Origin of the sequence: Flavobacterium sp. Leaf82, assembly GCF_001422725.1 — a bacterium.
Lineage (GTDB): Bacteria > Bacteroidota > Bacteroidia > Flavobacteriales > Flavobacteriaceae > Flavobacterium.
On record NZ_LMMA01000006.1, the window covers coordinates 44,198 to 60,690 of the forward strand.

A 16,493-nucleotide genomic window follows, 5' to 3' on the forward strand; every position below is an offset into this window, starting at 1 on the left:
TTATTGTTTTTGTACTTTGATATCGCATAAAATATAAGAACTTGCTCCGTTCTTTACCATATCCTTAATTTTGATGGCCCCTTTTCTTCCGTCTTGTGTTTTAAACAAAATAATTCTTGGATAAGTAAAACCAAATTCCTGTGCTCCTGTTGCGCTGTAACTTATATTTAAAGATTTAATCGGAGCATCATTTACCATTGCATCAAACTGTGCTTCGGTAAAATTTAAACCGCAATTGCATAAATTTTGAGAGTTTATAAAAATGGTGCTTTGCGCATTTTTCAATGCCAAAAATCCATAATTGTTTGCCTGATCCGGCGATATAAATCTATTATAAGTAAAATTGCTGTTTAAGCCCTGAAAAACAATATCTACTAAACTGCTATTTGTATCGTTAATTTCATTTGCTTTATAAACCTGTCTGGTTACGGTCGAAAACATTGCGCCAATATTGTTATTGTTGTGTGCCTGGTTTATACCCAATTTAATATTAGTCAAAGTGCGCAAATTTGTATTCGGCAATACTGTAATGGTCGATTTATAAATCTGGCTTGTTTTATCATTTAAAGCTTCCAGAGTAACTTCGTGAGTTTCTGCGCTTGCAAAAACAACCGTAGGATTTTCTTCTGTTGAAGTTGCGGGATTTCCGCCTTCAAAAGTCCATTTATAATTTGTTGCATTAGCCGATTTATTGGTAAAATTAATCGATACCGGTGCTTCGTAATCATCATCCTCAAACTTTGGTTCATACGAAAATAAGCTCACTAAATACGGTGCAACCGTTATGGTCTGGGTTTGCTTTTCTGACTCGAAACCATTAGAAACGGTGAGTGTTATCGTGTGATCTCCCGGAGTTGTAAAGACAACATTTGGCGGAGTTTTTCCTGTAAACGTTGCGGGTGCTCCGTCCTGAAAATCCCATTTAAAAGTTAATCCTTCACCTACAGTAGTATTTTTTAAAATTACCTCAACCGGAGAAAAGTTACTTTTTATGATTTCATAGGTAAACTCAATTTTAATCCCTTCTTTTATTACTACTGTTTTACTAAATTCATTGCTTTCTCCGTCTGCATTTGTAGCGATTAGTTTAATAGTATAAGTACCTTGTTTGCTATACAATATTTCACCCGGATTTTTCTGGGATGATGTAGCAGGATTCCCGCCTTCAAATGTCCATTCGTATTTATCAGCACCGGTAATTTTATTGTCTATAGTAATAATAACCGGGATCGATTCATCGTCGTTGGCATACGAAGTCGTAAAATCACCCTCTATGGCTATAGAGGTTTCCTGATAACAGGAGGTAATAACAATAAAAAGTAATAAGAGTAAAGTTTTTTTCATTCAGTTTATTTTAAAACATTACAGCTTTTTAAGGCTGTAATGTTTTTTTAATCTTTTATTTTTCTGCTAAAAATTAAAAATAGCGTTTGATTATTTTATCAGATGAAATAGCCCAAATAACATTGTTTTTATAGGAGATATTTTTGATAGGCTGATCGTGTGTATAATCAAGAATCCACGAGCTACCTCCATCTATTGTTTTGTATATTTTATTTTCTAAAACAGCCCAGCCTGTATTAGCATCTTTAAATGTGAATTTTGTAAATTTTTCTCCACTATAAACCTTTGTCCAAGTATCACCTCCATTTGTAGTTTTGTAAAGTGAAGAACTACTAACTATAACAAACCCATTTACAAAATCAATAAAGAACATTTTCTCATTTTTTATTTATACGAAACTTACATTCCTTTGTAATATGCTAATATCAGCAGAGGGAGTTATTTATTCTATTTCGATAAATATTTCGATAAGACTATTTTATTCTTTTCAATTACATCTGCAAGTTTATTAATATCAAGAATTCCATTTGATGATTTCACAAGAGGTTTCAATTTATTAACCTCAGGATATGAAACATCATCTTCTTTGTTATAGAATTCAAACATTAAATTTGCATTGACTGAATTCATTATTTTTTTTACTGGATCGAAAAGTATATTAACTGATTCATTCTTCATAAATGCACCATTTAGAGATAAAATATCTATTATTTTCAAAGTAGATATATTATCCCTTTTTTCAGAGTATTTAATATAAATGTGCTCTTCATTATTATAAATTATTTTAATTTTAGTTAATAGCTTTATCGAAATCCCTTTTCCTGATTCCAATATACTTTCAGGCAATTTTGATATTACTTTACTATTAATAAGTGTGTCGTTATCTTCTTGCGTATAATCGTAAGCATTTGTAAGATCAAAAACATTTAAAAATTTTGCTTTTGCTACAATTTTATTTTGACTAATTGATTTTTGAAAAATTAGTAGAATAATTAAGATTAAAATATTTTTCATTTTACCAAGTTTTAGAATCTATGAATAAATTAAGTTTTTCATTTTTCTTAAGTGGACTATACCATGAAAAAAAAATATTTTCGAGTTTACTTAAGTCCATATACCCACCTGAGTTAATTGCATTATATAATTCTTTAGTTAAAATATTCGATGTTTTTCCTGAAAACAACTCAATAAGAACATTGGTTTTTAATCTCATTACAATTATCGAAAGATTAGATGTTGTATTATTTGACACTTTATACCAACGATCATTAACTTTTTGTAAAACATAACAACCAGATACATCTTTGGTATTTTCTTGTTTAAAATAAAATTTAATTATTTCAGTTGGTGTATTATTGATTAAAAGAGAAACTTTATGTATTAACTTAATATAATTTTTATCAATACTCATCTGTTTAATTTTTACAAAATAATCTTCTTTTCTTTTACTTGATTTAATACTTCCTCCCAACGTATTATAATCAATCCATTCTTGACTACTTGCGGAAAGTATTGATCTCATTAGATTTTCAGGAGTATCATTTTTGACCTCTTCCAATTTTAAATAATCTTTTTTTATAATTAAAGAATCATAAACATGGAAAGATAGCTCTGACTCATCCTCTTTTCCAAGAATAAGATTTGGATCATTCTGTGCATATGTTTTTTTGCAAAAAACAATTAATAAAACAAGTACTATAATTGATTTATTCATTTTTAAAATTTAAATTTTATAATTAACATTGAAATTATATAAAGGATAAAATAAAAAATAATCATCCTATTATTACTTTCTTCTAAAGAAACATTTATTCCTTTTTCGTCATCATAAGCATATTTTACTGCTTTCTTATTTAAAACCCATAAATTTAAAGAGTCTTTATGTTTTTGCATATAATCATTAATTTGTTCTGTGGGATTTTCATATTTTAATAAAAAACCTTTCGTTTCCGGTACTTGAAAAATTAAACCTTTATTAAAATAATAATTTCTTGACGATGAGTTTGATGATGATTTTCCGGTTCTGTTACTTGATATCTGCAATGAATCTATTTTAACCTTAATCTTTGTTATGTCACTCTGATTATATATAATCTTACAATTGTCATAAAATTCAAATGAAATTAAAAAAATAAAAAAAGTTGAAAAAGATATAAAGGCTAATATAATAATTCCCTTAAAACTTTCACTAAAACTGTTTGTTGTACTCATAAATTGTAAATTTATCTGTTACTTCTAAAGATTTTTGATAATCAACTAATTCAAACTCAATAAAACCTTTAGTTTCTATTTGAACATTAGCAAAGAAAATGACTGGCGGAAAGTAAATTTCTCCAGCCAATTTTTTATCGGCAAAATTGTAATTTATATCCCCTTTTAAACTTACTTCAGCCCCACCACGCACATCAAACGTTACTTGATCTTTTGCAATTAACAACTCTGCTTTTATGCCTGCAGTAATTGTGCCTTTAGGACCAATTTTAAAAAATGCTTTTTTATTATTAACATATTTTGTTTGCTCTGCCAATATATATCTCTCAACCCCTCCTTCAACCTCAACTCCAAATGATGCTTTAAAATATAATCCTACATCTACTATCTCAGCCCTTGACAGCACAGCCAGTGCTGGTATTGGAATTACTTTTTCAGGAGTTTCCACTACAAAGCCACCTGAAACAGAAGATACTTCCATTTTCTTATAAAGTCTTGACTCAGTATCTTCCTCATTATATTTTGATCCATTTATTTTAACCTTATCAACTTTAAGCTTTAAAAATTTGCTGATTTTTACATATCTATCTAATTTTTTCAAATTTCCATCTATCTCCTCAAAGGAGCTATTAATAGCTTGACTGATTCCTGCTGGAACAAAAGACCAAGCTACTGCATTCTTATCAACCCACTTAACATTAACATTCATAATACTTTCAGTTGGATACCCAACTATTGACTTTACTTTGACATCTTTTAAATTGTCATACATATACACATAATCCATAGATTCTAAGCCTTGATATTCTGGCTTGTAATCTTCATTAAATTTCCATTTTATATTTTGTGAAGGAATCTCATCTATCGGTATATTAAAACCAATCGAAAATTTAGTTCTTCTATTATCCTTTGTGTTCGGACTTTTATCTACATAATATAATGTTTGTGTTGCACTAGCAACTCTTTTAGTATTATCTTTATCAGAATTATCAATTGCTTTTAAAAATTTTAATTGAACAGGCTTAACAATCAAATTAATTTCATTTGACAAATCAGGCTTTTTATCAATATCAGCAACAGATTTTAGTTGATATTTAAAGGTATTGTCATAGCGAAATATAAAATCTGCTTCTTTTATAGATTCAATTTTCTTTAAATAGTTATTACCTCCTACATTCTCTGATATTACACCTTTTTCACTTTCATAACTTAATTCATATTTTACATTAGTATCTTTTTCAAGTTCTTTCATTTTAAATCGATTACTAATTAACCCATTCCTACTAAAAGGAATATTTATTTTATCAGTATTATAATATTTTTTATTTCTATACTCAACAAAATACCCCTTTCCTGTCGCCGGATTACTAGCGTTTTCAACTCCTGAATTATTGTTCGGATTTGTAGTTTCATTTACTTTATCTGCTCCTGTTTCAGTATCTTGATTATCTACAGGGTTAGTAGTTACTATAGGATTTTCATTTGTTGTATCTGGATCTTTATTTTTATCTACATCCTCGTCCGGATTTTTAGATTCATCAACATTTTCAGGATCCGTTTTATTCTCGGTTGAATCTTCTGTACCTGCCTCGGCAACTTCTTCATTGCCTGTTTGCGGACCAAAAATATCCTCTATGACAGGATCTCCTACCACATTTTTCCAATCGGGGTCATAAACAGTTACAACAACACCATCGATCAATTGATAATCTGTATTGATCGTAATGTTATCAAATTGTACTGCTATTTTAGTCTCATTTAAGTAGGGTACTATAATATAACCTTTTCCTGTATAAGGTCCATTACCTTCCAATTCTAAAACAGTAACTGGAAAATCTCCGGCTTTAAACGTTTCACTTTCAATTAAATTTAAAAGTGGCTTTTGATTCTCAATATTAATTTGGGGCACAATACCACAATTATATGCCGGAACTCCACTAGTCTCTACAGGTGTTGTAAAAGTGCTCACTCCGGAATAAGTAAACGACTGAATACCATCGGCTGCGGGATCACAGCTTGAACCTACTCTAAACTGGTAAGTAATTCCGGGCTCTAAATTGGTGATTAAACTTTGTGTGTTTAAACTATTGGTCGAAAACCATTGAGCATTACGCACATCTTGTTTTTTGTATTGTACCTGATAACGTGTGTGTTCCGGTACTCCCTGCCAAGTGATTTTTACACTTTTAGAATTCTGGGACTCGCTTAATAAAAAGGTTGGCGCAGTACATGAAGCGGTATACTTAAACGAGTATATCTCGCTGTATCCGTCATTTTTAAACACGGCATTCTCTGAAAGTCCCGTTGTAGAAATTGCGCGTACTCTCCAGGCATATCGCAGACCGGGAGTAAGAATTGGCATACTTAAATTGTACAGTAAAGCAGTCGAAAAAAGGGTTTCCTCATATAAAACGGGAGACATCTGGAACGCAAACTGCGGGTCTAATGTAGGATCGATAAGTTGTTTTAACTCGAACTTATACGATATATTGGTTGCATTGATCTGGCGTGGTGTCCAGGTAAATAAAATATTTGGAAACTCTGTCGAGGCAATTTGCTCGTTTTTTTGCGGCGTATTTAATAACGGCGGATCGTTTAAGATCAAATATAAACTTGCACAGCTTTTTTGTGAGATCTTCTGGTTGGTTACAAAATCGTACAGCTCAAAACAAAAATTATACATTCCTTCCGGTAAGCCATTCGCATATTGTACAGCAGAAATTCCTTGTAGGTTTTCCAGCCTGAAAAGTGCAGCAATATCTGTATTGGTCAGCGTTTGTAATTCACCTCCATTGATAAAAATGGGGCGTTGTCCTTGTATAAAATCGCTGCTTTGCACATTAAGTCCGTTACCTTGTATGTACAGTTTTATACGCACTTGCCTTTGTGATATAGCAATATCTGTAGGATTAATGAGTAACTGCATTTTAGTATCCATGCTAGTGGCATAATCTGATATTTTGACGCTATACGGACTATTAAAAACAGGTGTTACCTGAACCGGATATAATTGCGAATATCCCGCTGCACTAAAAAGTAACAGAACTAATACATATATGTTCTTGAAAAGGTTCTTCATTTTTTTAATAGATGATAATTTTTTTAACCAATGTTTGTTGCCCCGTTTCTAATACCAAAACATACATTCCAGATTCTAATGTGGTCTCAAAATCTATTTCATACTTCTTTTTTCCGGAGCCGTTTTTCTGGATCATCGTATTTTGCCCAGTTGTTGAGAACAATCTTAAATTTACTGCGCTCTCGTTTTCTAAAGTAATGTGTGCTTTAAAATTACCATTACTCGGATTTGGGGTTACGATAAAATCTACAATAAATTGTGCTGTTGTGCCTGCATTTGGTAAACCGCTTCGCTGCTCTACGGTAATATTTTTACTGTATACGGCATAACATTCTCCCTGCGTTTGCTCTAAACCAATAGAATAGACACCTGTGGCATCAAATTTAAGTGTGATGTATTTTTCTTTTTGTTCAACTACTTTCACGCCTTTCGGGATGACCCAATTGGTACTTTCGCCAAACGGATTACTGGTATTGATTAAAATAACTTCTTCGTCTAAATAGGCTTGTGAACTCAATAAAAACTCAGAACTAATAGCTGTCTGACTTGTTTTTATTACAATTTCATCTTCTCCAATACATCCTAAACCTGAAGTTACTTTTACGTGATACGTTCCGGCTTTTGATACATTTATTTTGGCTTCATTCGATGTGAACCCGTTTGTTGAGGTCCAGCTGTATTGTGCTTTTGGATCTGCAATTGCAGCGTTTAAATCAATATTCTGATCGATACATAACGTTCTGTCAGGACCAATATTAACTATAACAGCTTCGGGATCTTTTAAAACAAATCTCTTTTTATATACACAACAATCCGGACAGGTTATCGCAACTTCATAATTTCCTGCTGTAAGATTGTTTAGGTCTTTTGTAGTTGCTCCCGTATTCCATAAATAACTGTATGGTAAATTTCCGCCTGTAACATTTAATACTATCGAGGCATCGTTTCCTTTATAACAAGTAGGATTTTTGACGGTTTCTGTAGTAAATATTCCGTTAGGATCACCTACAAAAATACTTCCCTGAATGATACATCCTCTTGCATCAGTTGCCTTAACAAAGTAATTGTTTGTGGTAATATTTTCTATTTTAGATGTTGTCGCGCCATTTGTCCATTCATAGGTATAAGGCTGAGTTCCTCCTGAAACATGCGCTTCTGCCCAACCGTCATCTCCTGTTGTACAACCTACATCAAACTTGGTAAACGTTAATTGCAATTTTGCAGGTTCCGGCATGTTTTGCGTAACATCTTTTTCCTCAACTAAAAGATTATTAACGTATGTTCCCAATTTTATTCCGTTTGCATCTTCAATATTCAGTGCATATATTCCGTTAGATATATTTTCGGCTGTTTCATCATGATCGTTCCAGACAATCCAGGAATTACCAACTTGTTTTTTCCAGGTATAGTAATAAAGTAATCCGTTATTTTTGCTGGCTTCTAACTGAATTCCTCCTTTGACATGAGCAACTAAAATACCGTCCTGAGATTCATCTCTTTGATTGTCCTGCGGATTTGCATCTGTTTCATTTCCAAATTCATTACTTACATTACACGAAATAGTACGAACTACTTCAAAAGTAACTTCAAGCGGATCCGGATCTTCTAAAGCAGTAACAGAATTTGCAACAGTACAGCTTGTTTTGTTTGTAGCAGCATTATAATTCGCATCACGAACTGTTAAACTGTATAGTTCCTCACCTACTCCGTTTAGAGAGATTGTGTAAACGCCATTATTAAAACTGGCTGTTGTGGTACTTTGTACAATTCCTTTGCTGTTTTTCCATTCAAACCAATAGCTATTGTCCGGTAAACTAGTACCTCCGGTAACTTCTGCTACAATTTTTCCGTTAGTCGCTTTGTAAAAACTCGGATCAAGAACTTCAATATATTTTACGGCAAGTGGTGTTGCAGGTTCAGAGATAATAACAGTTGCCTGTGTCGTACATTGTTTAAAATCTGTAACATATACTGTATAGGTACCCGCTTTTAAAACTGTATTTTCAGCAATTTCTACTCCGTTTGACCATTTATATTTATACGGAACTGTTCCTCCTGTAACATTTGCCGTAGCCCAACCATCGTTTCCGTCATTACAAAAAACATTTCCTTTAGTAATGGTTACAGATAATTTTGGTGGTTCCTGCATAAATTTTGTAACGTCAATTTGCTCAGTCAGTACATTATTTACATAAGTCCCTAACATAATTCCGTTTCTGTCTTCTACGTTAAGAGCATAATTTCCGTGTGAAAGATTTGATGCTGTTTCGCCTGTAATGTCAGCTAAAGCTATCCAGGTACCATTTTCTAGCTGCTTCTTCCAATAAAAATAATACGGCAATTCATTGTTTTTATCTGCCGCAAGCGGAGTCCCTCCTGAAACATGAGCTTTTAAAATACCATCCTGCGATTCATCACGCTGACCGTCGGTTGGTGTTGTATCTTTACTATTTCCAAATTCGTTGCTTGTATTACAAGAGATTGTACGAACAACCTCAAAAACAACTTTTAAAGGATCTGGTTGGTTTAGTGTTACTTTTGACTCTAATATGGAGCAATTAACAATTTGACTGGTCGCTTCGTCATAATTTTTATCCGTAATGGTTAAAAAATAATCATCTGCCGGAACTCCGTTTAAGGTAATCGTATAAATTCCGTTTTCTACTACGGCAGTAGTTGTTTGTACTGTTCCTGCCGTGTTTTTCCATTCATAATTATATAATTTTCCATTATTCAATGCTGGATCAAATGGTGTTCCTCCCGTAATCGCTGCTACAATTCTTCCGTTGGTCGCACCTGAAAAAGTAGGAGTGAAAATTTCTTTGTAGGAGATTTTTACCGGAGCTGTTGGTCCGTCGATTACGATACTGCCTTTTACAAAACATCCGTTACCATCTATTACTTCAACAAAATATTCTCCTTTTATAAGCTTTGATATTTTATTTTCTTCGATAGTAGCTCCATCTGCACCATACCATGTATATATATAAGGAGCTTTTCCTTCTGTAACATTTGCTATTGCCCAACCGTTATCTCCCTGATAACAGGAAACATTTGCTGAGGTAAATGCCAATATAAGTTGTACAGGTTCTGCAATATTTTCTATTGACGGAATTGCAGTTACTAAATCTGTCGTATTATAAGTTCCCTGAACGATTCCGTTTGCATCTTCAACATTTAGCGAATACTCTCCTTCATTAAGTTCAATTGCAGTAGCTGTTTTATAATCTTCTAACTTATCCCATAATTTTGTTACCGTATTGTATTTTGACCAGGTAAATTTATAAGGCAACCCATTATTTTCTAATCCTGTAAACGGAATACCTCCTTTTACTGTTGCCTTTATAATAGCGTCTGATGCTTTGTTACGATTTTTAACGGGGTCTAAATTTGCCGTATTACAAGAAATACCCTGAATAGTTTCTAATGTTATTTCGATTGGTTCCGGATCATCTAAAATAACTACCAAAGAAGGTATTACTAAAGGATCTAAAATACAATTTCTTTGATCCTTAACAAATAAGGTATACGTATCTTCCGGTACATTATTTAAGGAAATGGTAACAATATTATTCAAAAATTGGGTAGATGTTTTAGTGGCATCGATAACGTCATTTTTACTATTTTTCCATTCATACGAATACGAATTTCCGTTAATCAGAGTTCCTCCGGTAACTAAAGCTACAATTTTACCATTTTCGGCTTTATTAAAAGTAGGATTAAATGGTGTGATTTTAACTAATGTAAGCGCACTTGCAGGCTGATCAATAGTTTCAGGTAATACTTTCTCATTATCATCTTCATTTTTTGCTACACAACCTACAGTATCAGTAGAATTTTTTAATTTTCTCACTTTTACAGCATAAGTACCTAAACCAAGACCGGAGATTGTAGTTTTATCAACATTTAAAAAAGTAATCCAATTTCCTCCATTTGATGAATATTGATATATACCATTATCAATTCCTCCTGTAGCCACTATATCAATTGCACCATCAGAACCTCCAAAACAATTGATATCATTTTTTTTGGTAATAGAAAAATCAACTTGAGTAGGTGAGGTTATATTAAACTCCATTTCATGCTCAGGATCCATTACATAAGTATTTGCTCCGGTTTTATTTGGTTCTTTATACCATCCCAGTAACTTAATAAGATATTTTCCTTTTGGAAAATCCTTTGGAATTTCATATATTAAATCATCTCCAATTGTAATTGATTGTCCATCTGGTGTCGAATAAAATGTTTCTTGTGGTTGACCTGATACCGGATCAAAACTTTTAATAGAACATGTTAAAGTTTCTCCTGTTACTAATTTTGAGCTAAATTTTATTATTGCTCTTCCATCCTGAGTATCAAAACATCTCGTTTGAACAGCATCTATTGAAGTAATATGCGGAGCTGATTTAGCATAAAGCAATTCTACTCTTGTGCCATAGGCATTTGCTCTTAAAGTGATTTTTTTACCAACTGCTTCAATTGGTAAAAAATTTTTACATAATATATCTAATGAGTTTTTAGCCTGATATTCAGCTGGCAAACTTCTCCAAACATCTCTATAAATCCATATAAAACCAACCCTAACCCGTTCTTGTTCTCCATCAATATGATACATCCAATTAAAATACTCATTCTTTATACCAGTAATCACCGGTACCTTTATTGAACTTTCTGTACCTATAATGTTATTAGCTACTACGGGATTTGTCAAATTAATAATTGGTCTTGATGTTATAGTAACTTCTCCTTCAATTTGTCTGTCTCCAGCATCAATATTTTCAAATTCTGTAAAATTATAAACCCTTGAAAAATCTCTGGTAACAACCGGATTTCCAGAGTTATAATATGTTGAACAATTTGAATTTCCTCTTCTGTTTACAGTTCCAAAGTGCAATTTAACGATTGGATCATTTTCATAATAAATAATATCATCATAATTAATTGGTTGATCCCTGTAATTCTGATTGTTAGTAAGATAAGTCCCAAAATGGTTTAATATTCTTGCATTTAACTGAAACTCAGAAGAAATCCATTGTAATCCTCTAAAATTACCACAACTGCCTGATCCACCCCCTCCAACTTGTCCAATAATTGACAATTTATAATGAGCTTCACCAGATAAATTTACCTGAGCAAAACCAAATCCTGAAACCAATAAAATTATTAATAAGTAAAAATTCTTCATAGGCTTAATATATAACGGTTAGGGTTTCTGCTTTTGCAGGACTATCACTTTCTAAATTAGGAACAAAATGGTATTCGAGTTCCTGATTGATTTTTAAATTTTTATCTTCTAGTGTCAAAACATCACTGTTTAATTCTTTCCACAATGTTGGCGGAGTTCCTTTTGTATTTTTATAAATACTCACTCCCAGAACTTTGCCTTTATTTTTTGCATAATCCCAAGTAAGTACTATTTTTTTATTTTCTCTGTCAGCCACTCCCTGCAAAAATGTAATGACTTTGACTGGTGTAAAATTCAGGACATTTACCGTTATAACCGAATGATCTAATGACGACCAGAGATTGCTTTTATCCTTAGCCAGAATAGCGTATTGGTATATTTTTCTATTCTCTACCTTATCATCTGTAAATTCCTGAATAGTATCATTGATCTGTTTAATTTCCAGCCATTTTTCTTGTCCTTTCTCTCTCCTTCTTAAGCTATATCCTACGACATCTTCGCTATAACTGCGGATCCATTTAAGATGAACTTTTCCGTCTTTATTATCGTAATCTTTAAAAATAGGTGCAGCAGGCGGAATTTTATCCGGTTTGTCTAAAACCAATACATCAGAAAGTTCCGAAATATTGAAACGCATATCCTCAGCAGCAAGTCTGTAATACACTTTGCTATTGGTCATTTTCAGGCTCACACTGTCTTTATAATCAGTACCCACATACGATTGATGGTAGATATCTACAAACTCTTCTCCTTTATTATTGGCTTTTAAAATTCGATATCCTCTTAAATCTTTTTCAGTGTTTGCTTTCCATTTTAACCGAACGACTCCAAGGCTGTCTATTACACCTTCAAGACCTATTGGTTTTGCCGGAGGAATAGAATCTACTGGCTGAACCAGCATACTCTGGGACGTTAATCGTTGATTGTTTTTCCCTACGACAGATATGGTAAAATAATTGGAGGGATATAAATTTTCTTTATAATTGAGTTTTCTCTGGGAGGGCGGAATAATTTTAGAAACCACTTTATAAGGTCCTTTGTCATTATCTGCCAAATTAATTTCGTATCCCTGAATAAAACCTTCTGATGCTGCAGGATAATCCCATTCCAGATTAACCTCATTTGTGTTTACAATATTATAATCTACTAATCTTGCCGGAGTTACTATTGCAGCTACTCCTGTTGCGGTAATGGGTTTTGAAATTTCTCCTTTTTCTCCAAATGATGTAATACCATATACTCTGTATTGATATACTTTATCGTTTACACTCAGCGTATCAATATAATACATGCTTTTTGAAGGATGTTCGTCTTTATCGTTTAAGTTTACCAATGGCGTCGCAGCGATTGGGGCAAAATTGATTCCGTCTGAAGATTTCTCCACCATATATGACGTATAGATTCTTTTGAAGGTTTGGTAATCCCACGAAAGCAAAACTTGTTTATCGTCAGGAACTGCAATAAAATCAGTAGGTGCCGGAAGTGTGCTATAATCTTTTAATCCTATCATATAAGACGATTCCTTAACCTTTGGGCTTTCGAAAACACTTACCTGATATGCATAAACTTCGTTTTGTTTTACGTTCGTATCCACAAGTCCCCAACCCGCTTTTACGGCTCCGGTAAAACTCATGTCTGCGGCGTATAAAGCAAATGTAAAACGCTGATCAAGCTCATCTGCCATATTTACGATTTTAGCTAAATCTCCTTCTTTAGCGGCAGTTACCTCAAAACTTTCTCCGTAAATAGATTGTGCAATAATTGCTGCATTATTATCTTTTTGAACCAGATCCATCCAGGAGTCTAATGGCTCAGGAAGTAATGGTTTTGGTGTAAGTACTATTTTTTCAGGTTTGGGTAAAACATTCCCATCACGTAATATGGTGGTTCTGGTAACTATAAATCCTTTTTTATTTGCTTTTTGCCATTCGCTTGGTGAATTAACTGCCCAGCGTATCAAAATCTTATCTTTTTGTGCTCTTGCATTTACCATAACGGTAGCACGTTTCGTTTGTGAATATGATATTGAAATAAAGAAGAATAATAAAAAAAGAAACTTGATTTTAGGCATTAAGATGTAATTTTTTCCATGTTAAAAAAACGCAAAAATAGTATTTTATATCAACTGACAAACAAATATTTACAAAATAAAAATCATAGTAATAGGACAAAAATCTGGAATAGCTTTTTGATTAAAAAAACCAAATTCCTAAACCTCATTATTCTAATTTTTTACGCTTTTTATCCGTTTAAATTCTTACAAATAAGTTATTGGTAATTTAAAATTATACGATTACAATTACTAAAATATAAACTTAAGGTAAATCTTATATTTTAAAACTATTGAATTTTTATCTTTAATTTTAACACTAATAAAAATTAAAAAATGCGCAAAGATCAAAAAGGCCTCTACGCATTCTAAAAAAACAATACTCTAATTAATATCTTATTTTAGAAAATAATCAGCATCGATTAATTTATTTCCTGTATCATCATAAACGGCATAATTAAAACCTCCCTGAACACAGTACGAACCATATTCGCCAGCTTTGTTCAAAGCGATAAAGCCAACTTGAATATCTTTTAAATCTTTGTTTCTGCTCTTGGTCAGTTTTACGATTCTGGCAACGGCTTCTTCGCAGGCTTTTTGAGGGGATTTGCCTTGTCGCATTAATTCTACAACAAGATGACAGCCCGAAATTCGGATCACTTCTTCGCCATGACCTGTTGCTGTTGCAGCTCCAATTTCGTTATCAACATATAAACCTGCACCAATAATGGGTGAATCACCAACACGTCCGTGCATCTTGAAAGCCATTCCGCTTGTGGTACATGCGCCTGATAGATTTCCGTTGGCATCAAGTGCAATCATTCCAATTGTATCATGGTTTTCGATATTGGCAATTGGTTTGTATTTACTGTCTTTCAGCCACTTTTTCCATTCTTTTTCAGATTCTTCAAGCAATAAGTTTTCTTTTTTGAACCCTTGTGAAAGTGCAAATTGCAAAGCTCCGTCTCCAACCAGCATTACGTGAGGCGTTTTTTCCATCACCGCTCTCGCAACAGAGATTGGATGTTTTATATATTCTAAACATGCTACAGAACCTATATTGGCATTTTCATCCATAATACAAGCGTCTAACGTTACACGACCATCTCTATCCGGACGTCCGCCATAACCTACGCTTCTTTCTTTTGGGTCGCCTTCCGGAATTTTAACTCCTGCTTCGACAGCATCCAGAGCGGTTCCTTTATTTTTTAGAACTTCCCATGCAGCTTCATTGGCCTGAATTCCGAATCGCCATGTCGAAAGTACAATTGGCTTTTTTCCTTTTTTTGAAAGTATTACTTTTTCTTCTTCTGAATTTGAATCATTTGAATTAAAAGATTGCAATGCCACAGCAACTGAAGCTATTGCTGCCGTTTTTATAAAATTCCTGCGATTTGAATGTGTCATATTAAAATATTTTTAAAACATATAAGTTATGTAAGATCATTTAAGATGGCTGTTATAGTTACTCAAAATTAAATTATATAAGTAATATTTAGAACATTTCCAGGTATTTATATCTTACTAAAAAATTAAAATCAAATTGTCAAAAATTCTTTTACATGAACTTATATAACTTATATGGTTTATAACTTAGCTGTATAAAGCAAACTTACAGCACCAATTAAAGCTGCGGCTTCATTATCTTTAGAAATAGAAACTGTAATATCGATTCCTGCTTCTTTTACTTTTTTATTGAAAGTTGGAAGAAAAAATTCACTTGCATTTGCAATTTTCCCTCCAATAATAAAACCATCAGCGTCAAATTTTTCTAACCACGGAATCACAATTGATGCTAAATCTTCGCCCATTTCTTCAAATACTTTTACTGCATTTGCATCTCCATCAACAGCCATATTATAGATTTCTAATCCGTTATTGGCATTTTTTCCCGTTAAAGTTTTATAACGTCGTAAAAGACCTCTCGCCGAAACGTAATCCTCTGCAATACTTTCTTTAAAAGCAAGATTATAAATTTCTGCATCTGCAGGCACTGATTCTCCGGTAGCAATAGAAATACCTTTGTCTATAAAACAAGCTCCAAGTCCTGTCCCCAATGTGATTGCCATTACTTTTTTAGACAAATTTTGGGCATCTTTATAAACTTCTCCTTTTCCGAAACAAACGGCATCATTTTCAAAAAGAATCGGAAAATCGCTTGTTAAATTAAGGGTTCCCTGAAATAAATAACGAACATTGAGTCCGTAAAAATGTTCATATTTCGATTGGTCTTTTATCCAGCAAATTCCGTTTTCATAATCAAACGGACCGGGCATACAAACGGACAATCCTATTACATTTTCGACTTTAGAATTTTCGATCGAAGTACGTATTGCTTTTTCCCAAATAGACATTACCTCATCTACAGGTAAATTAGAGTCAAATGATTCTTTATGCAATGAAAAATCAACTACTTTCATATTTTTAACATCTATAATAGCAGTGGTAATATGTGTTCCTCCAATATCAATTCCTACGGCATATTCTTTATTCATTCTTATTTTATTTTGGATTTGAATCACTAAGAAATAAAGAGAAAACTAAATTTACTTTTTAATCTTCAATTCATACCTGACAGGCTTTAATCCAGAGAATTCGGGACTGTCAGGATACTTAATAAACTT

At 32.8% G+C, this 16,493-nt stretch carries 10 protein-coding genes; all 10 read right to left on the reverse strand.

Going from position 1 to position 16,493, the window contains the following annotated elements; genetic code table 11:
- The 10 genes from ASF10_RS06330 to ASF10_RS06375 all read right to left on the reverse strand — a co-directional run bounded on the left by ASF10_RS06330 (position 1) and on the right by ASF10_RS06375 (position 16,364).
- Positions 1-1,344 carry a PKD domain-containing protein gene (locus ASF10_RS06330; RefSeq protein WP_056246846.1) on the reverse strand — a complete coding sequence of 448 codons (1,344 nt, stop codon included), beginning with the start codon at positions 1,342-1,344 and terminating at the stop codon, positions 1-3.
- A 73-nt stretch (positions 1,345-1,417) separates the two neighbouring features.
- Positions 1,418-1,717: a WD40/YVTN/BNR-like repeat-containing protein gene (locus tag ASF10_RS06335; RefSeq protein ID WP_056246847.1), complete on the reverse strand. Its 300-nt coding sequence runs from the start codon at positions 1,715-1,717 to the stop codon at positions 1,418-1,420.
- A 74-nt stretch (positions 1,718-1,791) separates the two neighbouring features.
- On the reverse strand, positions 1,792-2,358 hold the full coding sequence (locus ASF10_RS06340) for a hypothetical protein (protein ID WP_056246850.1): 567 nt from the start codon (positions 2,356-2,358) through the stop codon (positions 1,792-1,794).
- Position 2,359: 1 nt separating this feature from the next.
- Complete coding sequence (locus ASF10_RS06345; RefSeq protein WP_056246852.1) at positions 2,360-3,058, reverse strand: hypothetical protein; 699 nt, start codon at positions 3,056-3,058, stop codon at positions 2,360-2,362.
- A gap of 2 nt (positions 3,059-3,060) precedes the next feature.
- Positions 3,061-3,555, reverse strand: a complete 495-nt coding sequence (locus ASF10_RS06350) for a hypothetical protein (protein ID WP_056246854.1) — start codon at positions 3,553-3,555, stop codon at positions 3,061-3,063.
- Positions 3,533-6,634: a fibronectin type III domain-containing protein gene (locus ASF10_RS06355; RefSeq protein ID WP_056246856.1), complete on the reverse strand. Its 3,102-nt coding sequence runs from the start codon at positions 6,632-6,634 to the stop codon at positions 3,533-3,535. The genes ASF10_RS06350 and ASF10_RS06355 overlap by 23 nt, the downstream gene beginning before the upstream one ends.
- A gap of 4 nt (positions 6,635-6,638) precedes the next feature.
- Positions 6,639-11,819 carry a T9SS type A sorting domain-containing protein gene (locus tag ASF10_RS06360; protein ID WP_056246858.1) on the reverse strand — a complete coding sequence of 1,727 codons (5,181 nt, stop codon included), beginning with the start codon at positions 11,817-11,819 and terminating at the stop codon, positions 6,639-6,641.
- A 4-nt stretch (positions 11,820-11,823) separates the two neighbouring features.
- Positions 11,824-13,890 carry a fibronectin type III domain-containing protein gene (locus ASF10_RS06365; RefSeq protein WP_056246860.1) on the reverse strand — a complete coding sequence of 689 codons (2,067 nt, stop codon included), beginning with the start codon at positions 13,888-13,890 and terminating at the stop codon, positions 11,824-11,826.
- Between the two features lie 375 nt (positions 13,891-14,265).
- Complete coding sequence (locus ASF10_RS06370; protein WP_056246862.1) at positions 14,266-15,276, reverse strand: isoaspartyl peptidase/L-asparaginase family protein; 1,011 nt, start codon at positions 15,274-15,276, stop codon at positions 14,266-14,268.
- Positions 15,277-15,455: 179 nt separating this feature from the next.
- Positions 15,456-16,364 (reverse strand): ROK family protein, encoded by a 909-nt coding sequence (locus tag ASF10_RS06375; RefSeq protein WP_056246864.1) that lies wholly within the window; start codon positions 16,362-16,364, stop codon positions 15,456-15,458.
- Positions 16,365-16,493 lie beyond the last annotated feature (129 nt).

Coding starts and splice junctions, on each gene's coding strand:
- ASF10_RS06330 (WP_056246846.1), bottom strand. CDS start 1,344: ATGAAAAAAACTTTACTCTTATTACTTTTTATTGTTATTACCTCCTGT.
- ASF10_RS06335 (WP_056246847.1), bottom strand. CDS start 1,717: ATGTTCTTTATTGATTTTGTAAATGGGTTTGTTATAGTTAGTAGTTCT.
- ASF10_RS06340 (WP_056246850.1), bottom strand. CDS start 2,358: ATGAAAAATATTTTAATCTTAATTATTCTACTAATTTTTCAAAAATCA.
- ASF10_RS06345 (WP_056246852.1), bottom strand. CDS start 3,058: ATGAATAAATCAATTATAGTACTTGTTTTATTAATTGTTTTTTGCAAA.
- ASF10_RS06350 (WP_056246854.1), bottom strand. CDS start 3,555: ATGAGTACAACAAACAGTTTTAGTGAAAGTTTTAAGGGAATTATTATA.
- ASF10_RS06355 (WP_056246856.1), bottom strand. CDS start 6,634: ATGAAGAACCTTTTCAAGAACATATATGTATTAGTTCTGTTACTTTTT.
- ASF10_RS06360 (WP_056246858.1), bottom strand. CDS start 11,819: ATGAAGAATTTTTACTTATTAATAATTTTATTGGTTTCAGGATTTGGT.
- ASF10_RS06365 (WP_056246860.1), bottom strand. CDS start 13,890: ATGCCTAAAATCAAGTTTCTTTTTTTATTATTCTTCTTTATTTCAATA.
- ASF10_RS06370 (WP_056246862.1), bottom strand. CDS start 15,276: ATGACACATTCAAATCGCAGGAATTTTATAAAAACGGCAGCAATAGCT.
- ASF10_RS06375 (WP_056246864.1), bottom strand. CDS start 16,364: ATGAATAAAGAATATGCCGTAGGAATTGATATTGGAGGAACACATATT.